This is a genomic window from Microbulbifer maximicatervae (SeqCode) (assembly GCF_052467305.1).
Genome location: NZ_CP174306.1, coordinates 4,404,839 through 4,429,993, shown reverse-complemented (window position 1 = coordinate 4,429,993; position 25,155 = coordinate 4,404,839). Strand labels below are relative to the sequence as shown.

Here is a 25,155-nt window from a genome sequence, read left to right as displayed (position 1 = left end):
GCATGTTGAAGTTACACCAAAATTCTATTGGCAGTTTCGCGGTATTTGTATTGCTGCTACTTTTTTCTGGGCAGGCTTCTTCTGGACAAACTTTGATGGAATCTGATTCTTCAGATGATACCCCACAAGAAGAATTGGTTGAGACTGAGACTGAGACTGAGACTGAGACTGAGAAAAAATATAAAGGCCTTGAGGATGCAGAGCCGGTTACAGTCGGTAATGCATTTATTAATATTTACCGAGGCCCGGGGCGCGGTTACCCGATATTCTATGTCGCTGAGTATGGTGAACAAATTTGGCTGCTTAAACGCCGCACCGACTGGGTAAAAGTGCTTACTTCACGCAATAAAAGTGGCTGGGTAAAAGTTGACGACTTACGTGAAATCTACGGAGAAAATGGAGAAATTGTTCGAGTTCCTCTGCCGGATTTTTCCGATGTTGACGACGGTTACTTTTACCTAGGTATGAATTACGGTGATTTTGCTGGAGCGGACTCTCTGGGAGTTAGCCTGGGCTACCAATTTACTGTCAATCTGGCTACTGAAATACGTGCAACCCAGGCGGTAGGTTCCTATTCAGACAGCCAAGTCTATCAGGTGGCAATGGTCCACCAGCCATTTCCACGTTGGAAAATATCCCCTTATTTTGTTTTGGGAGCCGGGATAAATGTTACCTCTCCAAACGCAACTATCGTTGCCACCGAAGATCGGCAAGATACAACGATGTTGGCGGGCGTAGGGTTGCGTACTTACTTATCGCGCCGTTTTGCCATCAGGGCTGAATACACAAATCACTACTTGCTTACTACGCAGGAAAATAATCAGGAGATAGTCGAGTGGAAACTTGGTTTCGACGTATATCTGTAGGCTCTGCGGCGCTTTCCGCACTGGTGGGGACCCAGGTATGCAGTGCTCAGCAGGATGATGAAGTACTTGCGGATATTGTCGCACCTGAACTGGAGCGGCGAGAGATACGTGACGCCCTGATAGATAGTGAAAATATAGAAATTGGTTTGTTTGCTGGTGTTATCAATGTCGAGGATTTTGGCTCAAACTCCCTGTACGGCACTTCAGCGGCCTACCATATCAGCGAAGATTTCTTTATTGAGGCCACCTATGCCCAGACTGAGTTGGGAGAATCCAGCTTTGAAAGATTGAGCGGTGCAGCACCGCTGTTGACTGATGAGCAGCGTGAACTCAGTTATTACAATACCTCTGTGGGCTGGAATATTTTCCAGGGTGAGTACTTTGTATTTGATGACTGGGCTTTTAATGCCAATTTTTATGTTGCGGGAGGTGTGGGAAATACCTCGTTTGCTGACGAGGAGCACTTCACTTACAACTTTGGTGCAGGAGTGAGAATGCTTGCCAACGATTGGCTCGCAGTGCGCCTGGATGTTCGCGACCATGTTTTTGAGCATGAATTATTTGGCGAGGCCCAAGTCACCAATAATCTGTCTGCCCAATTGGGACTTACCATCTTTTTTTAATTGATCATCAAAAAATAACAAGGACTCTTCCATGAAATACCTGGCTGCTTTCCTGACGCTGCTTTTATCGATGTCACAGGCTTCCGCCGCAGAGCCCTCTAAGGATTTTACCTTGAGTTCCAACCAAGGCGGAAATTTGAGGCTTGCAGAGCAGCGCGGCGATGTCATTATGCTGAATTTCTGGGCTTCCTGGTGTGGCCCTTGTCGTCAGGAAATGCCGCTGTTGGATCAGCTACATGCTCGCTATGAAGCTGCTGGCTTCCAGGTTTGGGGAGTCAATGTGGATGCACAGCGTAAGGATGCGGACTCGCTATTAGCGAAAATTCCAGTGGATTTTCCGATTCTTTTTGATAGCAAAGGGGAAGTGAGCAAAATGTATGGTGTTGCCGCTATGCCCAGCACCGTATTTATTGATCGTGATGGCAACGTTCGCTATATCCATAAAGGTTATCGTGATGGGGATGAAGCTGCCTATAAAAAAATGATTAAGGAATTGATTCGGGAGTAGTGTCATGCGTGCACTATTGCTAGTTTGCACTTTCTTGATGAGTACAGGTTGCACTGTTAACCCGTGGATTGCACCCTACGAACGGCAATTTCTTGCGGATCCTATTATGGGCTTTGAGCAGGATCCGGTAGCTGCTCGCTATATGAATCACGTGTATGAAGCTCGCGAAGCTGCGCGTGGAGCTGAAGGAGGCAGTGGAGGTGGATGTGGTTGTAACTAAGCTTCTATCTCGCTGGGGCGGGTTGGCATTTTTGGCACCGCTCGCTGCCGTGGCCGCAGTGCTTCCCGAAGAGCGGGCAGACAATATGTATCACGCCTATAGCGGTGGTGGAGTGACCATTGATGGGCCTTCAGTATTGATTCGCCAGAATGTTGGCAATAATGTTTCCCTGTCTGCCAATTACTATGTGGACATGATTTCCGGGGCCTCTATTGATGTGGAGGCCACGGCCAGTGAGTATTCGGAGCAACGGGATGAGTACTCTTTGGGCGCTGACTACCTGGTGGATAAAACTACGATCAGCGTGGGGTACACCAACAGTTCTGAGAATGACTACGAGGCACAAACCGTTGCTTTCGGCATCAGTCAGGGTTTCTTTGGCGATTTAAGTACTATCGACCTGCGGGTTAGTTACGGAAGTGATGATGTGTTCCGCAATGGCGACGATAATTTTGCCGAGGAAGCGCAACACCGTCGCTACGCATTTAGTTGGAATCAGATTCTCACGCAAAAGCTGATTGCAGAGGTGAGTGTCGAAACTGTATCGGATGAAGGGTATCTCAACAACCCTTATCGCAGTGTTAGGTATCTCGATGAAGCATCTGGAACAGGATTTAGCTATCAGGCCGAGGTTTACCCCAGAACTCGAAACAGTGATGCGGTTGCCCTAAGGGCCAAATATAGATTGCCCTATCGCGCAGCGATTAAAGGGGAGTATCGACACTATGCGGATAGTTGGGGAATCGTTGCAGACAATGTAGAGTTTCGCTATACCCATCCTTGGAAAGAACAAGACGAGTGGGTTTTTGAAGGAAAGATCCGTTACTATCAGCAGAGTAGTGCAGATTTTTACAGCGACCTTTTTCCCTATCTCAACGCTACCAACTTTCGTGCTCGTGATAAGGAGTTGAGCAATTTCACAACCTTGGCCCTTGGCCTGGGAGTGTCCTATGAGTTGCCACGGCGCTGGTCTCTATTAAATCGCAGGAATACAATTAATCTTTACTGGGATCATATTCTATTTGACTACGATGACTTTCTCGATGTCACAGTACACGGTTCAGCTACATCTATCAGTCCCGGTGACGAACCCGCTTATAGTTTCTCTGCCAATGTAATTCGATTATTTTGGTCGGTACGTTTTTAGGAATGGGGGCCTCTGCGTTCTGTTTTTCAGTAAAAGAACAAGATGCAGAGGCTTTATAGTTTGAGTCAAATTTGACTGTTGATTTATTGCATAGAGTAATCCCGAAGAATTTTTCCAATCCTTATACGATAGGTGTCAAATAGTTGTTTTTTTCCTAGGTGTTGTGCATCACAGTGAGCCTTGTGATTTTTCCAGCTCACTACAGATTCTTCATCCCGCCAAATAGAGAGTGACAAAATTTTTTCTGGCTGATTGAGGCTTTGAAATCTCTCGACAGAGATAAATCCATCGAAGCTGGTTAGGTGTTCTTTTAGGTCGGCTGCAACGGCCAGATATTTGTCTTTTCCTGAAGGCTTTGGTGTAACTTCAAATATGACGGCGATCATCAGTGATTTTCCTGTGGGAACTTCAGGTAGGTTTCTGGCACAGCATTTAAAAAGCTTCGCTTCTCTTCAAGAATAAACTTCTCTCTCGTCGCAAACTGAAAATTTTCACTGCCCTGAGGAGACTGCTTAAGCAGTTTTCGATATTGTTCATAATGAGCCAAGCTATCGAAATTAATAATACCAAAGGCCTGAAAGTTGGTGCCCTCAGAAGGTAGAAAATATCCTAATAGTCGTCCGCCACAATTGGGAATGATCTTGCCCCAGTTCTCAGCATACTGCCGGAAAGCATCAAGCTTAAACGGATCGATCTTGTATTCAATAAAACAGGTAACAGTCATCTAAGTTGCCTCTATTCATAATTTGCTGGCATTCTAGATGGTTTAATTTTCTATACTTCGGTGTTCAGCGAACTGTTGCGAGGATAACCATGGAACCTGACATTTCGGTAATATCCAGTTTGATTGGGGATCGGGCGCGCTCAAAAATATTGATGGCGCTTATGAGTGGAAAAGCACTGACAGCAACAGAGTTAGCCTGTGAGGCTGATGTGACTGCACAGACTGCAAGTAACCATCTTTTCAAGCTGGTAGATAGCAAGCTGCTGATAGTTCGCAAGCAGGGTAGGCACAAGTACTTTCAGCTGGCGAGTCATCAAGTTGCCGAAGCGCTAGAGGCACTGCTCAATCTGAGTAGCACCCTGGTACCTCAAAAAGTTACCACTGGACCCGCAGATCCAGATTTAAGGAAGTCCCGCATCTGCTATGACCATTTAGCAGGAATGGCTGGTGTACTATTGTACGAGGCCCTCTTGGCTAGTGAGTTGCTCTCCGAGCAATCACAGCAAGTTTCCTTGACTAGAGAGGGTGAAATATTTTTTCAGGAGCGAGGGGCAGCCGTAGCTAGTTTTAAGCAGCGTAAGCGCCCTGTTTGCAAGTCATGCTTAGACTGGAGCGAACGAAAAAGCCACCTTGCAGGCAGCTTGGGTCAATGGATACTCGAAGATGCCTTGGCAAAGCAGTGGGCGGTAAGAAGAGCGGACTCCAGGGCGATTACTTTCTCCCAGAAGGGGCTTTTACTGTTCTCGAAGCGTTATCAGATTGATCACTCCAAGTTGCTATAAATTATTTGTCAGCTCGTTATCAGATTAAAGGAAAGCCCCGTTAACCATATCAACTGTGCTCCATAGCTGAGACGTTGGTGCAGACCGGGGTTGGTTTTTTCTTCGTAGGCTTTTTTTAAGGTAACAGTAAAATAGATAGAAGCGAGCAAGCAGGCTGTACTAAATAGCCTGAATTCTATTGAGAAGTAACTACTGAAAGTACTTAGCAATGGCGCAATGAGTAAAGACAACAACATAAGCATCCCCGCCCAGGAGTGTATCTGGCATTCAAGACTAGGGGTTTTTGTATAGGGATCTGCATCCATAGGAAAATAACCCGCAACCCAGGTTCCAATACCGTGGATGATAATTAAAACTCCAATGATGGTAAGTACAACTGGGGCCTGTTCAATTTGAATTATATGCAGGCCAAATAAGAAGAATAATATGCCAAGTGGGTAGTTGTTAATGAGGGGGGAGAGCTTCTGGGTTGGGCTTCCAACGGCTCCTAGTTCGCTACAGAATTGTCTTGAATGGCTATAGCCAGAGTATTTTGCTCCTGCCAATGTAACACCTACAACCATCCATACCAGCGAGATAAACCCCAAGTAAGCAAACACTGTATGAGCCCCGACTGGTTATGTTGGGGCAGAAGATAGCACTAGATAAAAAGTCCTTTCAAGTTAATCCTTGTCTTCAAACGTGCCAGGTTTATTGTTATTTCAACTTTATCTAAAAGCGATTCTTGCCATAAAGATAGGTGTTTTTGTCCTTATTGTTCGTATCGTTTTAATTAATTTTTTATTAGTTTAAGTCTAATAGAGTAATTAATTTTTTATACTAGATCAGGTACTGGAAAAGGAGTTGAGGGGGCGAAGATGGATAATAATGACAGCAAAAATTTTTCTAATGCCATAGAAGTACTATCCCTGGCAGCGCGGTACGCTGAGGAGTATGTTTCCGATATTCGCGATCGCCGCGTAAGTCCGTCCGCCTTTGATATTGATCAAATGCAATTTTTTAACAGCGACTTGGCCCGGGCTGGGGAACCGGCAGAGGCTGTTGTCGAGAGCCTGCATCGTTATGGTTCTCCGGCAACAGTTGCCAGTACCGGTGGGCGATTTTTCGGATTGGTGGTAGGTGGGGCTACGCCAGCTTCTATGGGCGCGGCGGTAATGAACGCCGTTTGGGACCAAGTGGCGGTTCTGGAGGCGTCGGCGCCTTCTGCAATTTATCTGGAGCGTATTGCGGCAAACTGGATATTGGAATTGTTAACCTTGCCGATGGAAAGTAGTGTGGGTTTCACCACAGGGTCATCTATGGCCAATATGGTGTGCTTGGCTGCTGCGCGAAATACGCTTTATCAAAAATTAAATATCGACCTGGCAAAAAGCGGGCTAGCCGGTGCGCCGCCACTGCGTATTGTTGTTTCTGAACAGTCCCATGTCACAGTTCACAAGGCGCTCTCTATTCTTGGATTTGGTATGGATCAGGTGATTAAAGCGCTCTGTGATGAACAGGGGAGGGTGCGAGCAGATACTTTTCCCGAGGTTGATGAAACCACCATTATTTGCCTTCAGGCGGGCAACGTAAACTCCGGCAGTTTTGATCCGTTTGCAGACATAATTCTCGAAGCTAAATCCAAAGGTGCCTGGGTACATGTCGACGGTGCCTTTGGTTTGTGGGCAGCGGCATCTCCAGTGAAATCAGTGTTGACTACTGGAGTAGAACAAGCAGATTCCTGGGCTGTAGATGCTCATAAATGGCTAAATACGCCTTATGACTGCGGTTTGGCAATTTGTCGAAAGCCGGGGGCTGTACACAATGTGATGACAACCCAGGCGCCATACTTGCAAGTGGGATCGCTGGTGCCCCCCAAGGATATGGTGCCAGAATTCTCACGTCGGGCCAGAGGGGTGGAAGTGTGGGCGGCGATTCAGGAGATGGGCCCGAAGGGAGTAGCGGCGATGATTGATCGCTGCTGTATCCATGCCCAGCATCTGTGCGAAGGCTTGGCAGAAATGGGCTATGAGATCCTTAACGATGTAGTGTTAAACCAGGTGGTGGCAACTATTGGCACTGCGGAAGACATTCAAGAGATAGTCAGGACCATACAGGAGGAGGGCGTTTGCTGGTTTGGAACGACTACCTGGAGAGGAAAAGCGGCCCTGCGTATTAGCGTCTGTTCCTGGGCGACTACCGATAATGATATTGCCCTTACCCTGGATGCTATTTGCCGGGCGACGGAGGCTCAGATGTCCAGATAACCCTTTGTGTGACTTGAAGTACTAGGGGGCCTTCTCAAGTAAATAGCACTTAATGTTTACGTCTTTTAGGTCAGGCTGGGGTAGTTGGTGAATTATTTGGAGGCCCTCTTGTTTCCACCTTTGGCGGTAGCAGCCAGTTTCAGTTACGAGAGCCGTCTATCCTTGTTGAATGGGCGCGGATCTGGGCCATTATTTTCAAGCTTTTGCTTGCGGTATTACTATTTCCGCCAACTCAGCCACTTTTTCAGCGCATAAAGGTGAGGGGCTCGGGTAGAACGATGACTTTTTGGCTGGTTTTAATTCTTTTTCTAATTCTACTCTGGCTTCTGTGGATGGCGTTTTGTAGTCCCAGTTTAAGTCGCAATGAGCTACTGAAATTCTCTTTTAATCAACTTACGCTAGCCGGTGGTTTATCCGTTAATTATCGCGAGATGGGGCCAATTGATGGCGTTAATATACTTTGCCTTCACGGTGGTGGTGATTCACTGAGCGCCTGGAATGCCTGGGCGACAAAATTGGTAGAAAAATATCATGTTATTTTGGTGGACTTACCTGGGCATGGATTGACCGACCCGTTACCAGGAGGCACTTATACACCTAAGCATTTTGCCGATTTTATTGCAGAATTTGTCGCAACCCTGAAACTTAGGGACTATGTGATCGCTGGCCATTCATTTGGTGGAAATGGGGTTTTACGCTATTTAACAGGACATCCGAATATACCCAAGGCCGCTATTCTTGTCTCTCCCGGTGGTTATAAATGTGGCAAGGGACTGGAAATGCCTGCTGGTATTGCTCGATTTGCCACCAGCCATTGGGGGCGAAAAATGGTTGCGCACATTGGTAGTCGTGGATTATTGAGAAAAATGCTGGCTTCCAAATTTTTCTACAATCCGCAGGCTCTGCCGGGGGAAATGTTGGAACGAATCTATTTGCTTTCCCGCTATGAGAAGAACCGCGGTACAGCGATCAATTTGGTTGCTAATGCCACAATCAATTTCCAGCCGTTGCCGGACTTGGAGACTATTAAAATTCCAGTTTTATTTATCTGGGGGGCAGAAGATCAAATTATTCCCTTGTCCGTAGGAAAGTATTTCTCTGACAAGTTGCCTAATGGAGAGTTAATCGTGTATCAGAAGATGGGGCATATGTCCCATGTCGAAAATGCTGAACAAAGTGTCACCGACGCAATGGAGTTTTTGCAGCGTCAGGGGCTGTGACAATACTGTGAAAAATTTAAAAAAGAGGCCGCAGTGCGGCCGAGTTTGGGGGGATGAAAATCAAGAGCGCCTAATTGATGACAACCAGGCCGGCTTTCACTATGTCGTAGTGACTGAGTTCTGGTACCTGCTGGTGTAGGTCGCTTTCCAGTCGATCGATGGATTCCAATTGTGTACACAAGCGGTTTGCAGACTGCTCAATACTTTTACCGCGCTGTTCCAGTAAGCGCTCCGCCTCTTCAGTGGCCTGTTCTTCAATGCTTTCCCCGCCGGTAAAGGCAGCTTTGAAGGCATGCCAGGCAATAGTCCCCGCGGACTCCATAGCGAGGCGTTCGATACGGGGTTCAAACTCTTCAGAGATGGTTTTCTCTATATAGTTACCCATTTCCTCGTTTCCCAGCTGGTAGATTTCGCCCTCTCGATTGAGGCGGTCCTCAGTGCGCTGGATCAGGTCGGCGGAAAACTGTTGGAGTTCGAGGATATCCGGGTGGTCCGGCCCGGCGAGGGTGCTGATGGCAATGGATAGGCCATCCATTGCAATATCGACCGCCTCAAGGGTGAGTACCAGTGTGTCGCGACCGGCGATGTGTAGCTGTTGGCGGTATTCCTGAAGCAGTTGCTCCTGCTGAGAATTGAGGGACAGCAACTCACCATCCACTGATAGCTGGTTGGGCAGCTGAAATGTCACCAGTTTTCCGTCTTCCCCATCGACGGTAAAGAAGTCCGGGCCTACTTCAATAGCGTAATTCGTAGACACTGTGCAGGTGCTGGTATCGACATGAAAAGAATCGTGGGCCATTGCCTGGGTACTGATACCGAGGCCTATCAAGGTTGAAAGTGCGATTGGCTTCCACATATGCCGGTTTCCTATAGTGTGTCTTTTCAATGTGACGCGCCTGAGTCGCCGAACAGATGCAGGCAGCTAGAAATATTTTTCATTTTTTCCTGACGCAGGCCCGGGGAGTGATGGCCAGGCGTGGATGTTCCAGCGGGTATTCTGTATTTTTAGCCCATAACACTTAATAAATTGAGGGTATTCAATGTTCATAAGCAGGCACATTGCCGCACTGTGCTTCTTGATAGTCAGCACAATGGCACAGGCCGGGAGCATCGCGGAGTACACCGCAGGCATGCATAGGCACAGCGGCTTCCACGACTTTTACTGGGACGAGGCTAACGGCCGGGTGTTGCTGGAGATCGATGAGTTTGAGCGCGAGCTGCTCTTGCTCACCGGGCTGGCCCAGGGACTGGGTTCAAACCCGGTGGGCCTGGATCGCAACCAGGTGGGTGAGAGCCGCTTGGTGAAGTTCCAGCAGTCGGGTAACAAGGTATTACTGCATCAGGTGAACCTGAAATACCGTGCCCAATCAGCAAATGCGGCTGAGCGCCGCGCGGTTGAGGAAGCTTTCGCTTCGTCCGTACTCTGGGGCTTCAAGGTGCTTGCCCAGAGCGATAAGGCGGTACTGGTGGACTTTACGCCCTTCCTGTTGAGCGATCAGCACCGCATTGCTACACGTCTCAAGGGCGCAGAGCAGGGCAGTTACAGTGTGGATAAGAGCAAGTCGGCAGTTTATCTGCCCCGCACAAAAAACTTTCCCAAGAATAGTGAGTTTGAGGCCCAGCTAACTTTTGCTGGATCAGCTCCGGGAAACTATCTGCGCGAAGTGGTTCCGACCCCTACATTGGTGTCCCTGCGCCAGCATATCTCCCTGATTGAATTGCCAGATAACGACTATGAGCCCCGCCGTTTTCACAGCCGCAGTGGCTACTTCCCGTTCGCTTATCGAGATTACGCTACGGCGATTGAAGAGCCTCTGGACCAGCGTTATATCTACCGTCATCGACTGGAGAAGAAGTCGGGTAGCGATGAGGTTGTGGAGCCGATTGTTTACTACGTAGATTCCGGAGTTCCTGAGCCGGTGCGCAGCGCCCTGATCGAAGGGGCGAGCTGGTGGGACCAGGCATTCGCTGCAGCAGGATTTAAAAATGCGTTTCGCGTAGAGATTCTGCCGGAGGGCGTCGATCCTTTGGATGTTCGCTATAACGTGATTAATTGGGTACACCGCTCCACTCGCGGTTGGTCCTACGGTTATTCGGTTTACGATCCCCGCACCGGCGAAATTCTAAAAGGCAATGTTACCTTGGGGTCCCTGCGTGTTCGCCAGGACTTTCTGATTGCTCAAGGGCTTGTACAGCCCTACCGCGGCGACACCGTCAGTACTGAGCAGCTAAAGAATATGGCCCTGGCCCGTATCCGTCAGCTATCCGCTCACGAAGTAGGCCACACCCTGGGGCTGGCGCACAACTTTGCTGCCAGTAGCGAAGAGCGCGCTTCAGTAATGGATTACCCGGCTCCGCTGGTCTCTCTGCTGGGAGGTAAGTTGGACCTGACAGATGCTTACGCCACTGGCATCGGCAGTTGGGATAAGTTGGCGGTTCGCTATGGCTATGGCGAGAGCGATGATGAAAAAAGTTATCTCGACAGTGTTATCGCTGAGGCCGGGGAACAAGAGCTGCGCTTTATTTCAGACCCGGACTCCCGCACCATCAATAATGCTCACGCAGTCTCACACCTTTGGGACAACGGCACCGACCCATTGACGGAATTCCAGCGGATGGTCGATTTGAGGCGTCATGCCCTGGATAACTTCTCTGCGGCGGCAGCGCCGTTATCCGCGCCCCGCTCTGACCTGGAAGAGACCCTGGTGCCTGTGTACTACGGTCATCGCTACCAGGCGGAGGCTGTGGGCAAATTGATTGGTGGCTTGGACTATGACTATGTCTACAACGGTACCGATCAAAATAGCTATACCCTGGTGCCCGCAGAGCGACAACAGCGGGCAATTGATGCACTGCTGGATACACTTTCGCCGCAGTTTCTCACCTTGCCGGAGCAGGTCTTGCAGCTGATTCCGCCCAAGTCCTATGGCTACGAACGTACTATCGAGAGCTTCCCCTCATATACGGGGGTAGCTTTTGATGGGGTGGCTCTGGCGGAAGCGGCTGCTGGGCATACGCTATCAATCCTGATGGACCCGCAGCGCGCGGCGCGAATGAATCAACAGAGTGCCCGCAGCAGTGAGGTACCGGGGTTTGCTAGCCTATTGCAGCGCTTGAGCGCACTGGCTCTGCAGGGTGAGGGTTATACCGGTCTGCAGGCGAGTGTGCACCAGCGGGTTAATCACGCCTATATCGAGCAGTTGATGTTACTGGCCAGTAATGCAAAGGCAGACGAATCAGTGCGGGCCAAAGCGCATTTGGAGTTGGCAAAACTTCTTCAGGAAATTGGTTCTATGCGGCTGTTTGGCGATGATCCTGAGGGCTATAGTGCGCACTATTACTATGAGGCACAGCGCATCGATGCCTTTAAGCAGAGCAAGCTGGAAGTAAAACCTGGTGCGGTTAAAGCGTTGCCGCCAGGATCTCCGATTTGATCTGAAACGGATAAAAGGGGGTGGGCTGTAAACGCTCACCCCCTTTGGGCATTAACCGCGAATAAACTGGGACTTCTTTACCCAGTGATTTCCTCGGTATTGTCGAGTGGGGATTGGGTTTTTCTTCGCCCAGAAAAAGTGGCGGTTAAACTGAAATTCCGCATCGTAACCCTCCGCCAGCGCTGCCAGGGGCATGGCTTGCCAGCTGGTCTGGCGGCGTTTGCTGGTTGCCTCCAGCAGGTACTCTTGATCGTTCAAGATGGCCACTACCCAGGCGTGACCCTGACCTTTATGGGTTCCGAGTGCCACCCGCGCATCAACTCCCAATTCGATCAGCCAATCTGCCAGTAAAATAGCGTGGTCTTCACAGTCACCACGCTTTTGGTAATAGGCCTGCCGGGATGTTTGCCAAATGTCTGACAAACCGGCGTATTGCAGGTGATCGTATTGGTACTCTTTATTCATAGCCAGTGTATAAAGAGGCACCCAAAGCTGTTGAGTCTTAAAGGGCTTGAACCCCACCAGGTAGCTGTTGGCAAAGTGGTGTTGCTGGTCCAGTCCCCGGGCGGAAGCTGTCGCCGCCTCAATTCCCTGCCAGTTCCACACTGAGACATGAGCGCTCTCTTCCAGTGAGCGTTTGTCGACTACTTTCTGGATGGTTTTTTCTTCCAGAGGATAGCGGGTACCCACCACTCGCACTACTCCTTGTTGTGAGTCCACAATACTGGCTAATTGACTGCCGCTGCTACCAAAGCTCCGTAAATTATCGGAAAGGGGGATTTCCGGTGTGCTTTTAGTTGGCGGCTCCTGTGTATTAGCTCGCCGTACAAGTTCAGGGGTGATCAGTGCGAGGGAAAGTATCAGTGTGATAGCCAGCCACTTGCGCATAGTGCTATCCCTTGAGGCCAAACGAAATAATGATGGCAACAAATATCAATATGGTTGATGCAAATATAGATACGGCGATATTGCCATTTTTTAGCTCGCCTTCGATATCTACAGAGCGAAGCAGTTTCTTATCAATGGTAATCAGTGCGGTGATACCAATAAATAACGCTAGCAGCGTATAAATCAGGTTAATGCCCAGGTTAAACAGGGTTGCCGTTAAAAATTCCAGTTCCATAAATCCTTCAGGCTAATTATGTTTATTAGTGACTGTTAATGGAATAATTTAAGCATAGGGCCTGATTGAGTGCAAAGGATGACCGACCCAGATAAACCGACAGCTTAATTTACAGGTGATTATCAACCTTAATTGGCAATCCGAACTTGTTGATTAGTATTTCATTTGGCTGGGTTGCTACTGGGGAATAGCTCTAGACGAAGAGTTGCTCCGTCGAAGGGCTTTTACGCTTAATTTACCGGGAAAGCCTTTTGAAGAAGTGTATTTATTAGCTCGGTGTTATCCAGGCGGGAACCTGGATAACACACCGAGTTTGATTAGTTATCAATCTCGTTCATTTCATTCAATACAAACTCTTCAACGGCACCCTCGGTTGCCTTCATATAGTCTTCCAGGTGCTTATTGTTCATGTGAGTTTGCCACAGATCGCGAGTTTCCCAATTTTCATAAAACAGGAAGTGTGCAGGATTGTCATTGTCTTGATGAAGGTTGTAATTAATGCAACCAGCTTCTGCTCGTGTTGTATTAATGAGTTTTAACAATTCAGATTTCACCAGGTCAATTTTGTCGGCCTTGGCTTTAATGTTGGCAACGATAGTGAGCCTGCTCATGTGAACGCCTCTTTGTTTCAATATGTGTTGGATTAAGGTTTGTACTCTTTTCCTTGATCCTTTCAGAGGAGACCTAGTGAACAGCTTAGCTGCCTCCTGGGTAAGGACTGGGATGTCGAGCTGATGAAGTCATTCTAGATCTAGATTGCATTGCTAGAAACACTATAATCTTTGAATCTTTATCAAAAATATATTGAAAATATGCAGCTTGAAGACTTGAGGGTCATTCTTAAAGTGGCCGAGTTTCGCAGTATCACTGCGGCCGCCGCCAGTCTCGACTTACGCACTGCAACTGCCAGCGCAGCGATCAAGCGTGTGGAGAGCGCGCTGGGAGCGGACTTGTTTATTCGCACTACGCGGCAATTGCGGCTATCCAGTGCTGGGGAAAGGTTTATTCCCAAATGTGAGGAGGCCCTCCTGACTTTGGACCTCGCCCGGCAAAATCTCAAGGAAGACAGCGGTCAGATAGATGGCGAGCTTCGCATAGGTGCATCCTCGGACCTGGGAAGGAACCTCGTAACTCCTTGGTTAGATCAATTGTTGCAGGAACACCCGGGGCTGAGTCTAAGAGTGAATATCAGTGATAGCCAAGTGGACTTTTACCGGGATCCTGTGGATATCGCGTTGCGCTACGGCCCCCCAGCGGATGCCAACCTGTATGGTTTTAAGATTTGTGACGTGCCCCGTTTATTGTGTGCAACCCCGGCCTACTTACAGGAAAAGGGTTCCCCGAAAACACCGGAGGATCTCTCCGCACATAATGGCCTTTTTTATCAGCTTCACGAGATTGTGCACAATAATTGGGAATTTTTTCGGGGCGAAGAGATATACAAGATACGTATGTCTGGGAACAGGTCGTCAAATGACGGTGACCTGGTGCGACGTTGGTGTACCTCTGGCTATGGACTTGCCATTAAGTCATGTCTGGATATGTCTGCGGATTTACTTTCCGGTCAGGTAGTGGCCACTATGCGAGACTATAAACCCAAGGCAACGGAGCTATGGTTGGTATCTCCGGGGAGGCAGTCAATAACACCGACGGTACGATTAGTGCGCGACACTTTGAGAGAACGGTGTTCGGGGGTTTTAAAGCAGCTGCTCGCTGAGGGATTACTCTCTGAGAGCGATTTCAGTACGGGGGTGGATATATCTTGAGTCCCAAATAGTTTCTTAACCCTGTGGCTATCTATAAAAACTCTCAACAGGTTTTTCTCGGTTCTGGCAAAGGAAAGGGGAGCTTTGCTCCCCTTTCTTATTTAAGCCCTAGTTAATCCGAATGGGATCAGGAGCCGGAGCAGCCGTAGGTATCCAGGTAGTCATAGGCTGCTTTTGCCTGGACGAGGCCGTAGCCGTAAGCATTATCTCTTCCCGCATCACCGAGATCTTCCGCTGTGGCCGTAAGGGCGTTGCGGATCTCTGTATTGCTACAGTTGGGGAAGTGGCTCCATACCAATGCGGCAACACCGGCAACGTGTGGGGTAGCCATGGAAGTGCCATTGAAATATTCGTAGCTTGTAGCCTCATTTTCCAAATCTACGCTGGCACTCAGCTGCGTGAGCAGAGTTGCACCGTCAGTGTCAGAAATACCAACCGAGGGAATAGTGGTTACAGTATCGCTCAGGGTTGCGCTGGAGAGTAATCCCTCTTCATTGTTGTAAATAATCGCTCCGATACCACCACCGGACTCACAATTTAAAACTTTCTCCGCAAAGCTGATATTGCCTCTCGCAATTAGGCAAATCTTACCCGCTGCACTGGTGCAAGCGGATTCAGCCGTACCACAGTCTTCCATTGAACCGGTGATTGCACCAGCTGGGGTGCCTGATATTGGGGCTGATTCGATGTCAACACTGCCGACGGTTAAGCTAGAGATTCTGCCAGTATCAGTGGGAACAGAAGATAGAACCTGTACTCCGGGGGCGGAAAGTTCTACCTGGTCAGTCTGCTGAGAGGAGGACCAGATAGCTTTATCGCTATCGATAGCACCGACGGATACAACGGAAGAGTATGAGGCTGGATAGGAGTGCGCGGTGTTGCCGTCGTTTCCGGCTGCCGCGATGGACAGGATTCCCTGGCGATTTAGGTTGTTAAAAGTTCGTCTTTCTAGGAAGTTGGCACTTTCACCGCCCAGACTCATATTGATGACGTTGGCACCATTGTCGGCACAAACCTCTGCAGCTGCCATCAGAGAGGAGGAGTAGGCCCAGCCGTCGCCATCAAACACTTTTACAATATGCAGGTTAATATTACTGCTGGGCATCACGCCAACGACACCGGTACCATTATTCATCGCAGCGATAGTGCCGGCCACATGGGTACCGTGACCGCTTTGATCTTCATACCAGTTACCTGCGCCGCTTGGGTCACTGGTACCAGTGACGGCGTTTCCGGACAAATCTTCGTGAACCAGGTCGTAGCCGGAATCAATAATACAGACTGTGCGGTTGCCGGCCTGAGTATCACCTAGTTGATCTGCCTGCACCATGGTAATCCCGTAGGGGGTTTCCTGGGACATCGGATACCGCTTAACGTCTTCTTCAATAAAAGCAACATCCGGGTTCGAGCGCATTTCTTTTAGGGTTGTTGCAGACATATGTGCTGCCATCGCATTCTGGCGGCGTATTTCAAGAGCCTGTCTTCCGCCTCTCTTCTTCATAAAAGACTTAACGGATTCGCCTTTTCCCTGCTTGAAAGTCACGATATAACGCTTGTCCTCAGCAGTGGCGTTGCCGGTTACGGCGAGCGCTAAAATGCTGGCTGCAAATACAGACAAGGATTTATTCATTGGATGCTCCTGAAGGTTGCTAAGTTTATTTTTATTTTTGTCGACAATTTAATCTAAAATTTTTTTATTATTAACTGTTGTTTCAAGGTCGACTGGCGGAATTTAGCAGGATTTTTGTGTCGTATGAATAATTCTTTTATTTGCATTTTTATTTATGTGTTTGGTTGAATTTTGTTTTTGTTTTACTTGGCTTGTTTGAAGTATATTTCTATGTTGGGTTGCTGATTTTTGAGGGTGTTTTATTTGAATTATTAAATTTTTAGTTTGTTTATTTCTTTGTGCGCATTGTGTGAGATTGTGTAGTTGAATTTAGGTGCATCTTCCGGTACGGGATGCTGGCCAGTATTTAGCAGGCGTGGTTTCTATACGTTATTTTCCATAATAGGCATAGTTAAAATGCCTCGCTCGAATAATAGAGGGATCGGTTTGTTTGTAGATGACCATATAAATTTCATTTGGGTGAATTAATTTCTTACAGTCTACTGTTAACTCGTCCTTAAGATTTCGAAAAATAGAATTTTTTGGGTTTATGCTTTTTCTTACTTTAGCATTTCAATGAGAGTGGGCAGTGAAATACAAGGACATAGGAATGTATATGCTTCGATAAAGCTAGGCTTTGAGCCCCATGCCGAAACAGGAAGTTCTGTATTGGCTTCAGCTGCGAGGTTAGCCGAATTTTGCCGCTACAAAGAGTTAGCTTGGGGCCTGGAGGAGTTAAGTTGTCTTTTTCCTAGAAGCGTGGAAATCAATAAGCTTGACGTATGATTTCAATACCCGGAAGGATTGCTCGATTCCAAGCAGCGTCAACTTCTGGCGAGTATTCTTCGTCGTGCTGCCTAATCGTAGCGAGCAGGGCGTCGAGCCAGAGACGATACCATTCTGGGCGGATATTATAGCCATTGCGATCGTGGCTTTTACCCAGAGCGCGCAGTTTGGTGTCTGGCATGCCGCGTGAATAAAGCACCAGCTGCATAATGCCGTTACGCAAAAGATGGCGCTGGGCCTTCATATCTGTATTGGCAAAGAGCTGGCGGATGTCTGTAGAACTTCCCATAAAGCGATCATAAAAATCCACAAAAAACTGTTCTTTATTGCAACAGCGCCCATAGCTTTGAAAAACGATATCACTGTCCGTTGGTTGCATCGTTTTGGTTACCTCTTATGTTGGCCACTCTCAGTTTTACTTTTAAGTGGCCTCTGTGACTAATATGCATTTGGAAGGGGGGCGGCGATTCTATCGATCGAACTTGGGTGCGGGAAGAGTAATTTGACTGTAAATGCGTGTTATCTGGCGTAATTAAAAAGTAGTTCTCAACCGGCGAATTACTAAATCGCCATTGTCACTTTGGGTTCCAATCAGCTTTCTCCTTATCGCTAGATGCCGATCGTGAGCCCCAGAGCATATGTATGGACCCTTATAGCTACTTAAATAGCGGAGCGATTGCGGCAGGCTCGTGAGGAAATCTAACGTTGCGATAAAGCTGTTTGAAAATTGGCTCCAGGTGTCATCTTAAATGGGAGTGATTGCTCGCTTATAGCGCAAGTCAAGGGCGATAAGCATCGACTACAACTGATTATATGACCCAGAAGACAGTAACAACTGCGCTAATAATGCGTAGATTGGCTGTTATAACAACGTATTCCCCTGTTTTTAATATCGGCATCGATAGGTTCCAGTTGATATAATCGCCGCCCACATTTTTCAGTTAATCGAAGTAGAAGAGGATTGGCTAATGGCGGTCAAACTGATGGCAGATCTCGATCTCGCTGGTAAGCGCTTACTTATCCGTGAGGACCTGAATGTACCGGTTAAGGACGGTCGTGTAACTTCCGATGTACGTATTCGCGCGGCACTACCGACGATAAAAGCCGCCATCGAAGCCGGGGCTAAAGTGTTGTTGATGTCCCATCTGGGGCGCCCCACAGAGGGGGAATACGCGGAAGAATTCTCCCTGGCCCCTGTTGCTGCACACCTGGGTGAGCTGTTGGGCCGTGATGTGGCGCTGGTCAAAGAATGGCGCGATGGCGTTGAACTGGCCGATGGGGAAGTTGCCCTGCTGGAAAATGTACGTTTCAACAGCGGTGAAAAAAAGGACGATGAGTCTCTAGCAAAGGCCTATGCGCAATTGTGCGACATCTTCGTGATGGATGCCTTTGGTACTGCCCACCGGGCCCAGGCTTCCACCCATGGTGTGGCTAAATTTGCACCGGTTGCTTGCGCCGGCCCTCTGTTGGCTGCTGAGCTGGACGCATTGGAGAAAGCCCTGGCTGAACCGGCGCGCCCGCTGGTTGCTATTGTTGGTGGTTCCAAAGTTTCTACAAAATTGACGGTACTCGAAAGCCTGGCTGACAAAGTCGATCAGCTGATTGTTGGTGGTGGTATTGCCAATACCTTCCTGGCAGCCAGCGGCAAGCCAGTGGGCAAGTCCCTTTGTGAGCACGATCTGGTAGATACCGCCAAGGCCCTGATGCAGAAGTGTGATATCCCTGTGCCAACTGATGTAGTCACAGGTAAAGAATTCAGTGAATCCGCTGCAGCAGAAACCAAAAGTGCCGATGCTGTGGTTGAAGACGATATGATTTTTGATATCGGTCCGAAATCCTCCGAGCAACTGGAAGATATTCTCAGCAGTGCGAAAACCATTATCTGGAATGGTCCTGTAGGTGTGTTTGAATTTGACCAGTTTGGCAACGGTACCGAGCACCTCTCTAAAGCCATTGCCGAGAGCGCAGCGTTTTCTATAGCTGGTGGCGGCGACACTCTGGCAGCTGTGGATAAGTATGGCATTGCCGACAAGGTTTCCTATATCTCCACGGGTGGCGGTGCCTTCCTTGAATATGTTGAAGGTAAGAAGCTTCCAGCGGTCGCTATACTGGAAAGCCGCGCACAAGACTAAATAACGAAAAATAAGGCCTGTCGCAATTTTCAGGCAGGTCATAAAAGCAAAAATACAAATACTACGAGTAGACGAGAAAGGAATTAATTATGGCTCTTATCAGCCTGCGCCAAATGTTGGACCATGCCGCAGAGCATGGCTACGGTGTACCTGCATTTAATGTAAACAATCTAGAGCAGATGCGTGCGATTATGGAAGCGGCCAAAGAGACCGATTCTCCAGTAATCGTTCAAGCCTCTGCGGGCGCCCGCAAGTACGCCGGTGCTCCCTTCCTGCGCCACCTTATTCTTGCGGCTATTGAGGAGTTCCCTGAGATCCCGGTAGTTATGCACCAGGATCACGGCACCAGCCCCGCCGTTTGCCAGCGCTCTATCCAACTGGGCTTTAGCTCAGTGATGATGGACGGCTCCCTTGAGGAAGACGGCAAGACCCCGGCTTCTTACGAATACAACGTAGATGTCACCAAGCGCGCGGTGGATATGGCCCACGCCTGTGGTGTTTCTGTTGAAGGTGAGCTGGGCTGCCTGGGTTCCCTGGAAACTGGTATGGCGGGAGAGGAAGATGGTGTTGGCGCTGAGGGCAAGCTGTCCCACGACCAGCTGCTGACCGATCCGGAAGAGGCCGCTGACTTCGTACAGAAAACCAAGGTGGATGCCCTGGCAATTGCCTGTGGTACCAGCCACGGTGCTTACAAGTTTACTCGTCCGCCCACCGGGGACATCCTGGCCATCGACCGTATCAAAGAGATTCACGCTCGTATTCCTGGCACCCACCTGGTAATGCACGGTTCCTCTTCTGTACCCCAGGAGTGGCTGGCTGTAATCAATGAGTTTGGTGGTGAGATCCCGGAAACCTACGGCGTTCCTGTTGAGCAGATCTGTGAAGGTATCAAGTACGGTGTGCGCAAGGTCAATATCGATACCGACCTGCGCTTGGCCTCGACTGGTGCCACACGTCGCTTCCTGGCTCAGAACCCATCTGAGTTTGACCCGCGTAAGTTCTACAAAGCCGCTATGCAGGCGATGAAGGAAATCTGTATCGCTCGTTATGAGGCGTTTGGCACTGCTGGTAATGCCAGCAAGATTCGCCCTGTTAGCCTCGATGTTATGAGCGAACGCTACGCTGCCGGTGAGCTGGAGCCGCAAATCAAGTAACAGTCTTCCACTGTTGCGAAGAGGTGGGCTCTATGCCCACCTTTTTCTTTTCAGGTTGTCTTTCCCGCTACGATATCACTACCCCTACCGCCAAAATGCAGTACCATTGCACTAATGGATACTTTGCAAGACCTCAGCACCTACGATAATAGTCCGGTAATAAAGCGCCCGGACTACTCGGCATTGCGTCAGAAGTTGCCTGAACTGGATTTCGGCGCTGACGAAACCCCTCTGTGCAAAGAGCTGCGGGATTATCGTAATTTTTACGATTTGCATTTTCCCCGAGCCCATAAGACCGGGGTAGGCACTTTTAAAGTTGCCGGATTTGAACTGGTTTCACAGTATTGGATGGTCGAGAAACCCAAGGGCACCTTGTTTATTTGCCACGGCTATTTTGATCATACGGGTATTTATGGCCCGGCAATCCGCTTTGGCTTGGAGCGGGACCTCAATGTAGTGATTTTTGATTTCCCCGGACATGGTTTATCCAGTGGTGAGCGTGTTGCTATCCATACTTTCCTGCAATACCGCCAGGCGTTTGATGGACTGTTGGAAATTGCGCGAAATAAGTTGCCCGGGCCCTGGCATGCAATGGGCCAGAGCACCGGTGGCGCTGCACTACTGGCCCATCTGCAATACAGCCGCTGGCAGCCTCTGGATAAGGTCTTTTTGTTGGCTCCCTTGGTAAGGCCGTCAAACTGGGCCTGGCTAAATCGCTGGAAATATTATGTGGGCCGCCTGTTTATCCGCGAACCCGGCCGGGCCTTTACGATTAATACCCACGATGTGGAGTTTTCTCGACGTCAGGCACTCAGGGACCCCCTTCAATCTCAATCAATCTCTATGAGCTGGCTCAGGGCGATGGTGGATTGGTTGCAGACATTTCCCCGCACGGCACGCAACCCGCGCCCGATCCTTTTGGTTCAGGGAACGGATGATAAAACCGTTGATTGGCGTTATGGTCTTCATGCTGTTCGGAATCGTTTTCCCAATTGCCACCGGGTATTGATACGCGGTGCCCGGCACCAGATGATTAACGAAACCCAACCTTATCGCCATCAAATATTAGCGGCGATGGATGAGTGGTTAACCAAATAGGCTGTGAGCGATAACTTGTATCGCTCAACTCGCAGAGTTTTGACCTGCACTTTTCACTCGGAAAGCCTTAGCGAATCTACTTAGTTAGAAGAAATGAACGCTCTGTAAATTTCCCCGATAAGGTCGAAGACGCCATCCATGCCTTATGCGGCGGTGCCCAAGTACAATATGTTCTTTCCTTCTCCTTTGGTCAAAAACTCTATTAATACTCCTCATGAGGCCAGCGCCAAGCCAGCCAAATAATAGCTAATTTGAGAATAATCTCGATAAATCCCAGATAGAAGTAGAAATACCAGGTGGACATTAAAAATGTTACAAATAAGAAAATAATGAAAGCTGAGGATGTAATAATATTTATCCAGCGAGAGATAGATGGTTTAAGTAATAAAGTAAGGGCAACCATAATGCAGGGGAGTGACACAATGATTGATACAGTAAGTAGTGACTCTTGTGTGACCGCTCCAAATGGCCCGAACCCCTCAATTATTCTATCTATTTTTCCTGTCCTAAATAGCCCAAAGAAATCCCCATAGATGTAAAGTAGTACTACTGAAGCCCATAGCCCGGCTATTTTAATCTTAACATCTATATGACTGTCAGTGAGCTTGGTCGATGTGCTCTTTAAGTTGTCTTTATCGTTCATGACATTCCCTCGATCTTACTGGTAGATAACTTTTGATTTGAATCGGTAATAGTTGGTGGAGTTCTAATGCCCATAATTAGTAACCATAGACAGGTTCCGATCTCCCCTAGAGAGGCGGGTACTCTAATCAAATCGGGGATTTGATATTCAGGGAAAAGTAAATTTGCGCAGAACCTTACTAAATAGCTAAGGCATCCTGCCATTAACAGTATGCCCAGTATTTTTGGTAGTAAGTTTGATTTGTAGACCAGGTATCCGAAAGGAAGTAACCATAATCCCCAGAGAACATGGATTATTTGGATTCCGTTGCTGTACGATTTTAATAACAATAATACCTGGGTATAAATTTGTTCTTTCTCAAAAGTTAGGAGGTATTCTGCTCCGCTGAGAAGTTTGAGAGCATCAACTTTGTTAACTATATTGAGTAGAGTAAATGGTATACTGGTGAGGACAAAAATAACCATTAACAACGCACATTCTCTATTTACAGATTCAAATGTGCGATATAAAGCTAGTGGCAGTATTGAAAACAGTATGTAGAGAAGTATCCCGCCTAAAATTCCTATTCTATATAGAAATTCATATTCCAGGATATTTTGCGCTGTTAAAGATGCATTTTCCCACGCTGTGGGAATTTGAGAAGGCACGTATACTAAAGAAAATATTCCCAGCAATATAACAAGTAAATAAATAAGCCCAGAAAGTCTGGCATATTCTTTTTGAGTCATTTTATAGCCTTGTAAAATCAAATTGATAGATAGAGAGCCAAAAGTTGGTTAGGTCCTAGTCGCTGTAGCTATATAAAGGGTGCTACGGTGAACTTCCAACCACGGTAATCAGCTGGAATTTCATAAGAAGAATATGGTCACCAAAGACGTAATTATGGTGTTGTTCCGTTGTGAATAGAGGTAAAGATTCTGTATCGCTAACGGTACTGAGACTATTGGGTGTGGGGTACTAGCTATTGACGCCATGGTGGTCTCTTTAGAGTCACTGTATGCAAAGAAACCTATTGGAATATTGAGTTGTGCGCTACCCAGCTAGGCATAGGCTGCGGAAAGCGTGGTTTGAAGTGCGGAATAGTGAGATAAGTGATTTGGGATGGTATGGCCATCCAGAAGCTTTGTGAGTCGCCAACCGTATGCGGCTCACACTGTTTAGCCTGCTGTTAATCGGGTTGTTGACTGGCTTTCTTGGATTCGGAGGGACTCGGTGTGGAGGCTGGCTTCTTGCGGGGTTTATCACTTTTCTCCGAAGTCTGTTTTGCACTTGTGGGAACTTTGTTAGTAGGGTATTCAACCTTACAGGTACCCTGTCCATTGTCCGATAGCACAATTTCATCCAGGTCATCCATTACCCGAATTGGGCCCGAATAGAATTTACGCATTCCCTTAATAAAGCCGATCTTGTCAGCTTCAGTAACGGGGGGTGGTATTAGGTGTGTTAAGGCAACCGATTTTACTCCCGCTTTGGTTGCCATCTTGGCAATGTCCAGAGTATTGGAATGGTAGTGGATAATTTGATTTGCCTTCTCATATCGCAAACGAGCGCGACGGTTATCCCCGGTTTGCTTCAGCTTGCTGATGTATTGGGCATAGCTGAGAGCCTCAGAAATCAGTAGATCGGCATCCCGTTCAATTGGCTCTAGCGCATCGAAAACATGGGTATCACCAGTAATGATGACTTTACAGGGGCCAAAACGTATCTCGTAACCAAATGCGGGAAAAACCGGTTCGTGATGTACGGCAAACACAGAGACATAAGTATCCCTGTGGTGCCACACATCTTGTACGACCTCGCTTTGATCCCCGGCAATATTCACTAGGTGGGGAGTGGCGACCGCTAGGACTGGATCGAGAATTCCCTGCCTATTTGCCGATCGAAAAAGGATGTCCGGCCCAAAACTCTTGTTAATTCCATCCAAAATGCGATGGATGCCGTAGGGTCCGTAGACATTAATAGGGGAGTCGGCACCAACAAACCAGGACTCGTTGATCACCATGGCCAAACCACCAAAGTGATCCGAGTGCCAGTGGGTAATAAAAATGGGGTCCAGCTGGGCGAGATTAAGGCCGAGCTGGCCAATTCTTGCTGTAGCTCCTTCGCCGGCATCGACGAGGAATAGCTTCCCACTGCTGCGAATAGCAACGCAGGCGGGATGGCGCAAGTATTGATAGGCCGGATCTGGCGTGCCAGTTCCACAAAAGTAGATGTGCATTTTGCCATCATCTTCCACATAAGGTGGGTAACGCTTCAGAGATTCAGGCTGCTCGGCCAGGCTTGAAATCGCGAAAAACACCCCGAGGGCAAGAGTGGCAAATATATCAACGATCAGTCGCATGGTTTTATAGATTCCAGTCGGTGCGGAAAATACATACCAAGGATATGCAGACATTTTTAAACGTACAAAAAGATGATTAAAATTTTGGTCAAGTATGTAGATAACATGGAGTCAGGCCTTGTAAAGGAACAGGATTTAGGCTGCTATTAACTTAGTTTGTCATCAGGATTTTTATAGATGGTGGTTGGCTGTCCTTCCAGGCCAGAGTAAAAGAGAATAATAGTCACCGGAGTATCACCATCATTGCGCCCATAATGCCATTTGTCGGTAACCTCGATAAATGCCTTACCCGCCCCCAGAGTAAGCGTTTCGTTTTGTCCTGGGAGTACAATGGTTAAAGTACCCTCTGCTACATAGACACCATTTAGCACTGGATGCTTGTGTACGGGCATCTGTTCGCCCACCGGAATAGTAACGCTAACAATCGTTAATTCCGGTTGCCCCGGTTTCATTTTTGGTAGGGAATGTCCTTCCCAGTCCTTTGTAGAGGAAACTAGTGTTTCAAACTTTACGTCGTTGGTTTTGTCCTGGCCAAATATATTTTCCGAGATAAATGCAAGTGTCAGAATGGCAAGGAAAAGGAGGTGGCGGCTCATTGAACTTTCCGGCAATCTTATGGAGATTTATGTAATTCTCGTTCAAGAATTAATGCTGTCCAATAAATTCGGGAAAATCTCTACGGGCCTACATCGGAGAAAAAATTGGCTTTTAAATGCCCCCTACTGACAAACTG

At 48.1% G+C, this 25,155-nt stretch carries 26 protein-coding genes; 13 read left to right on the top strand and 13 right to left on the bottom strand.

Annotated features, from left to right (window positions below; all coding sequences use genetic code 11):
- Positions 1–2: 2 nt before the first annotated feature.
- From ACJJI4_RS19280 to ACJJI4_RS19260, 5 genes are read left to right on the top strand one after another with little or no spacing between them, the layout of a single operon-like run.
- Positions 3–866, top strand: coding sequence for an outer membrane beta-barrel protein (locus ACJJI4_RS19280; protein WP_444906969.1), 864 nt, complete (start codon positions 3–5; stop codon positions 864–866).
- A complete protein-coding gene (locus ACJJI4_RS19275) occupies positions 836–1,489 on the top strand; it encodes an outer membrane beta-barrel domain-containing protein (protein WP_413663673.1) in 654 nt (217 codons plus the stop codon). The genes ACJJI4_RS19280 and ACJJI4_RS19275 overlap by 31 nt, the downstream gene beginning before the upstream one ends.
- Positions 1,490–1,520: 31 nt before the next feature.
- Positions 1,521–1,997, top strand: coding sequence for a TlpA disulfide reductase family protein (locus ACJJI4_RS19270; protein WP_413663672.1), 477 nt, complete (start codon positions 1,521–1,523; stop codon positions 1,995–1,997).
- 4 nt (positions 1,998–2,001) lie between these two features.
- On the top strand, positions 2,002–2,217 hold the full coding sequence (locus ACJJI4_RS19265) for a DUF4266 domain-containing protein (RefSeq protein ID WP_413663671.1): 216 nt from the start codon (positions 2,002–2,004) through the stop codon (positions 2,215–2,217).
- Entirely contained in the window at positions 2,153–3,364 is a 1,212-nt protein-coding gene (locus tag ACJJI4_RS19260) for a DUF3570 domain-containing protein (protein ID WP_413663670.1), read from the top strand. Before ACJJI4_RS19265 ends, ACJJI4_RS19260 begins: the two co-directional genes overlap by 65 nt.
- Before the next feature lie 83 nt (positions 3,365–3,447).
- Here the strand turns inward: ACJJI4_RS19260 and ACJJI4_RS19255 are convergent, their stop codons facing one another.
- Entirely contained in the window at positions 3,448–3,750 is a 303-nt protein-coding gene (locus tag ACJJI4_RS19255; protein ID WP_444906970.1) for an antibiotic biosynthesis monooxygenase family protein, read from the bottom strand.
- Positions 3,750–4,088, bottom strand: coding sequence for an NIPSNAP family protein (locus ACJJI4_RS19250; RefSeq protein WP_444906971.1), 339 nt, complete (start codon positions 4,086–4,088; stop codon positions 3,750–3,752). Before ACJJI4_RS19250 ends, ACJJI4_RS19255 begins: the two co-directional genes overlap by 1 nt.
- 89 nt (positions 4,089–4,177) lie before the next feature.
- Here ACJJI4_RS19250 and ACJJI4_RS19245 point away from each other — a divergent pair, with 89 nt between their 5' ends.
- Positions 4,178–4,870, top strand: coding sequence for an ArsR/SmtB family transcription factor (locus ACJJI4_RS19245; protein ID WP_444906972.1), 693 nt, complete (start codon positions 4,178–4,180; stop codon positions 4,868–4,870).
- Between the two features lie 8 nt (positions 4,871–4,878).
- Here the strand turns inward: ACJJI4_RS19245 and ACJJI4_RS19240 are convergent, their stop codons facing one another.
- The gene (locus ACJJI4_RS19240; RefSeq protein WP_444926171.1) at positions 4,879–5,469 is read right to left on the bottom strand and encodes a DUF998 domain-containing protein; all 591 of its coding nucleotides are present in this window, start codon (positions 5,467–5,469) and stop codon (positions 4,879–4,881) included.
- Between the two features lie 258 nt (positions 5,470–5,727).
- Here ACJJI4_RS19240 and ACJJI4_RS19235 point away from each other — a divergent pair, with 258 nt between their 5' ends.
- Positions 5,728–7,116, top strand: coding sequence for a pyridoxal phosphate-dependent decarboxylase family protein (locus tag ACJJI4_RS19235; RefSeq protein WP_444926170.1), 1,389 nt, complete (start codon positions 5,728–5,730; stop codon positions 7,114–7,116).
- A 332-nt stretch (positions 7,117–7,448) separates the two neighbouring features.
- Positions 7,449–8,336, top strand: coding sequence for an alpha/beta fold hydrolase (locus ACJJI4_RS19230; protein ID WP_444926169.1), 888 nt, complete (start codon positions 7,449–7,451; stop codon positions 8,334–8,336).
- Positions 8,337–8,406: 70 nt separating this feature from the next.
- Here the strand turns inward: ACJJI4_RS19230 and ACJJI4_RS19225 are convergent, their stop codons facing one another.
- Positions 8,407–9,192 carry a DUF2884 family protein gene (locus tag ACJJI4_RS19225; protein WP_413663664.1) on the bottom strand — a complete coding sequence of 262 codons (786 nt, stop codon included), beginning with the start codon at positions 9,190–9,192 and terminating at the stop codon, positions 8,407–8,409.
- Between the two features lie 184 nt (positions 9,193–9,376).
- Between ACJJI4_RS19225 and ACJJI4_RS19220 the strand changes: the two genes are divergently transcribed.
- A complete protein-coding gene (locus tag ACJJI4_RS19220; protein WP_444926168.1) occupies positions 9,377–11,770 on the top strand; it encodes a zinc-dependent metalloprotease in 2,394 nt (797 codons plus the stop codon).
- A gap of 51 nt (positions 11,771–11,821) precedes the next feature.
- On the opposite strand, the gene ACJJI4_RS19215 is transcribed toward ACJJI4_RS19220, so the two are convergent.
- From ACJJI4_RS19215 to ACJJI4_RS19205, 3 genes are all read right to left on the bottom strand, one after another.
- Complete coding sequence (locus ACJJI4_RS19215; protein ID WP_444926167.1) at positions 11,822–12,658, bottom strand: transglutaminase domain-containing protein; 837 nt, start codon at positions 12,656–12,658, stop codon at positions 11,822–11,824.
- 4 nt (positions 12,659–12,662) lie between these two features.
- Positions 12,663–12,893, bottom strand: a complete 231-nt coding sequence (locus ACJJI4_RS19210; RefSeq protein ID WP_108734840.1) for a DUF350 domain-containing protein — start codon at positions 12,891–12,893, stop codon at positions 12,663–12,665.
- A 317-nt stretch (positions 12,894–13,210) separates the two neighbouring features.
- Positions 13,211–13,504: a putative quinol monooxygenase gene (locus ACJJI4_RS19205; protein WP_444926166.1), complete on the bottom strand. Its 294-nt coding sequence runs from the start codon at positions 13,502–13,504 to the stop codon at positions 13,211–13,213.
- 171 nt (positions 13,505–13,675) lie between these two features.
- Here ACJJI4_RS19205 and ACJJI4_RS19200 point away from each other — a divergent pair, with 171 nt between their 5' ends.
- Entirely contained in the window at positions 13,676–14,659 is a 984-nt protein-coding gene (locus tag ACJJI4_RS19200; protein ID WP_444926165.1) for a LysR family transcriptional regulator, read from the top strand.
- A 127-nt stretch (positions 14,660–14,786) separates the two neighbouring features.
- Here the strand turns inward: ACJJI4_RS19200 and ACJJI4_RS19195 are convergent, their stop codons facing one another.
- Positions 14,787–16,289: a S8 family serine peptidase gene (locus tag ACJJI4_RS19195; protein ID WP_444926164.1), complete on the bottom strand. Its 1,503-nt coding sequence runs from the start codon at positions 16,287–16,289 to the stop codon at positions 14,787–14,789.
- 745 nt (positions 16,290–17,034) lie between these two features.
- On the bottom strand, positions 17,035–17,433 hold the full coding sequence (locus tag ACJJI4_RS19190; protein WP_413663658.1) for a globin: 399 nt from the start codon (positions 17,431–17,433) through the stop codon (positions 17,035–17,037).
- 589 nt (positions 17,434–18,022) lie between these two features.
- Between ACJJI4_RS19190 and ACJJI4_RS19185 the strand changes: the two genes are divergently transcribed.
- The 3 genes from ACJJI4_RS19185 to ACJJI4_RS19175 all read left to right on the top strand — a co-directional run bounded on the left by ACJJI4_RS19185 (position 18,023) and on the right by ACJJI4_RS19175 (position 21,438).
- Positions 18,023–19,186 (top strand): phosphoglycerate kinase, encoded by a 1,164-nt coding sequence (locus tag ACJJI4_RS19185; protein ID WP_444926163.1) that lies wholly within the window; start codon positions 18,023–18,025, stop codon positions 19,184–19,186.
- An 89-nt stretch (positions 19,187–19,275) separates the two neighbouring features.
- Positions 19,276–20,340, top strand: coding sequence for a class II fructose-bisphosphate aldolase (gene fba, locus ACJJI4_RS19180; protein ID WP_282930878.1), 1,065 nt, complete (start codon positions 19,276–19,278; stop codon positions 20,338–20,340).
- A 114-nt stretch (positions 20,341–20,454) separates the two neighbouring features.
- Positions 20,455–21,438 (top strand): alpha/beta hydrolase, encoded by a 984-nt coding sequence (locus ACJJI4_RS19175; RefSeq protein WP_413663656.1) that lies wholly within the window; start codon positions 20,455–20,457, stop codon positions 21,436–21,438.
- Positions 21,439–21,640: 202 nt separating this feature from the next.
- Here ACJJI4_RS19175 and ACJJI4_RS19170 read toward each other — a convergent pair whose 3' ends face one another.
- The 4 genes from ACJJI4_RS19170 to ACJJI4_RS19155 form a co-directional block, all read right to left on the bottom strand.
- Complete coding sequence (locus ACJJI4_RS19170; protein WP_413663655.1) at positions 21,641–22,081, bottom strand: DUF6326 family protein; 441 nt, start codon at positions 22,079–22,081, stop codon at positions 21,641–21,643.
- Positions 22,078–22,809: a DUF4386 domain-containing protein gene (locus ACJJI4_RS19165; RefSeq protein WP_444926162.1), complete on the bottom strand. Its 732-nt coding sequence runs from the start codon at positions 22,807–22,809 to the stop codon at positions 22,078–22,080. The genes ACJJI4_RS19170 and ACJJI4_RS19165 overlap by 4 nt, the downstream gene beginning before the upstream one ends.
- 440 nt (positions 22,810–23,249) lie before the next feature.
- Positions 23,250–24,422 carry an MBL fold metallo-hydrolase gene (locus ACJJI4_RS19160; RefSeq protein ID WP_444926161.1) on the bottom strand — a complete coding sequence of 391 codons (1,173 nt, stop codon included), beginning with the start codon at positions 24,420–24,422 and terminating at the stop codon, positions 23,250–23,252.
- A 146-nt stretch (positions 24,423–24,568) separates the two neighbouring features.
- Positions 24,569–25,018: a cupin domain-containing protein gene (locus ACJJI4_RS19155; RefSeq protein WP_444926160.1), complete on the bottom strand. Its 450-nt coding sequence runs from the start codon at positions 25,016–25,018 to the stop codon at positions 24,569–24,571.
- Positions 25,019–25,155 lie beyond the last annotated feature (137 nt).

Bases quoted from the DNA above. Each gene is read 5' to 3' on its own strand.
- ACJJI4_RS19280 (WP_444906969.1), top strand. From the start codon at position 3: ATGTTGAAGTTACACCAAAATTCTATTGGCAGTTTCGCGGTATTTGTA.
- ACJJI4_RS19270 (WP_413663672.1), top strand. From the start codon at position 1,521: ATGAAATACCTGGCTGCTTTCCTGACGCTGCTTTTATCGATGTCACAG.
- ACJJI4_RS19265 (WP_413663671.1), top strand. From the start codon at position 2,002: ATGCGTGCACTATTGCTAGTTTGCACTTTCTTGATGAGTACAGGTTGC.
- ACJJI4_RS19260 (WP_413663670.1), top strand. From the start codon at position 2,153: ATGAAGCTCGCGAAGCTGCGCGTGGAGCTGAAGGAGGCAGTGGAGGTG.
- ACJJI4_RS19255 (WP_444906970.1), bottom strand. From the start codon at position 3,750: ATGATCGCCGTCATATTTGAAGTTACACCAAAGCCTTCAGGAAAAGAC.
- ACJJI4_RS19250 (WP_444906971.1), bottom strand. From the start codon at position 4,088: ATGACTGTTACCTGTTTTATTGAATACAAGATCGATCCGTTTAAGCTT.
- ACJJI4_RS19245 (WP_444906972.1), top strand. From the start codon at position 4,178: ATGGAACCTGACATTTCGGTAATATCCAGTTTGATTGGGGATCGGGCG.
- ACJJI4_RS19235 (WP_444926170.1), top strand. From the start codon at position 5,728: ATGGATAATAATGACAGCAAAAATTTTTCTAATGCCATAGAAGTACTA.
- ACJJI4_RS19230 (WP_444926169.1), top strand. From the start codon at position 7,449: ATGGCGTTTTGTAGTCCCAGTTTAAGTCGCAATGAGCTACTGAAATTC.
- ACJJI4_RS19225 (WP_413663664.1), bottom strand. From the start codon at position 9,192: ATGTGGAAGCCAATCGCACTTTCAACCTTGATAGGCCTCGGTATCAGT.
- ACJJI4_RS19220 (WP_444926168.1), top strand. From the start codon at position 9,377: ATGTTCATAAGCAGGCACATTGCCGCACTGTGCTTCTTGATAGTCAGC.
- ACJJI4_RS19215 (WP_444926167.1), bottom strand. From the start codon at position 12,658: ATGCGCAAGTGGCTGGCTATCACACTGATACTTTCCCTCGCACTGATC.
- ACJJI4_RS19210 (WP_108734840.1), bottom strand. From the start codon at position 12,893: ATGGAACTGGAATTTTTAACGGCAACCCTGTTTAACCTGGGCATTAAC.
- ACJJI4_RS19205 (WP_444926166.1), bottom strand. From the start codon at position 13,504: ATGAGCAGGCTCACTATCGTTGCCAACATTAAAGCCAAGGCCGACAAA.
- ACJJI4_RS19195 (WP_444926164.1), bottom strand. From the start codon at position 16,289: ATGAATAAATCCTTGTCTGTATTTGCAGCCAGCATTTTAGCGCTCGCC.
- ACJJI4_RS19190 (WP_413663658.1), bottom strand. From the start codon at position 17,433: ATGCAACCAACGGACAGTGATATCGTTTTTCAAAGCTATGGGCGCTGT.
- ACJJI4_RS19185 (WP_444926163.1), top strand. From the start codon at position 18,023: ATGGCGGTCAAACTGATGGCAGATCTCGATCTCGCTGGTAAGCGCTTA.
- fba (WP_282930878.1), top strand. From the start codon at position 19,276: ATGGCTCTTATCAGCCTGCGCCAAATGTTGGACCATGCCGCAGAGCAT.
- ACJJI4_RS19175 (WP_413663656.1), top strand. From the start codon at position 20,455: ATGGATACTTTGCAAGACCTCAGCACCTACGATAATAGTCCGGTAATA.
- ACJJI4_RS19170 (WP_413663655.1), bottom strand. From the start codon at position 22,081: ATGAACGATAAAGACAACTTAAAGAGCACATCGACCAAGCTCACTGAC.
- ACJJI4_RS19165 (WP_444926162.1), bottom strand. From the start codon at position 22,809: ATGACTCAAAAAGAATATGCCAGACTTTCTGGGCTTATTTATTTACTT.
- ACJJI4_RS19160 (WP_444926161.1), bottom strand. From the start codon at position 24,422: ATGCGACTGATCGTTGATATATTTGCCACTCTTGCCCTCGGGGTGTTT.
- ACJJI4_RS19155 (WP_444926160.1), bottom strand. From the start codon at position 25,018: ATGAGCCGCCACCTCCTTTTCCTTGCCATTCTGACACTTGCATTTATC.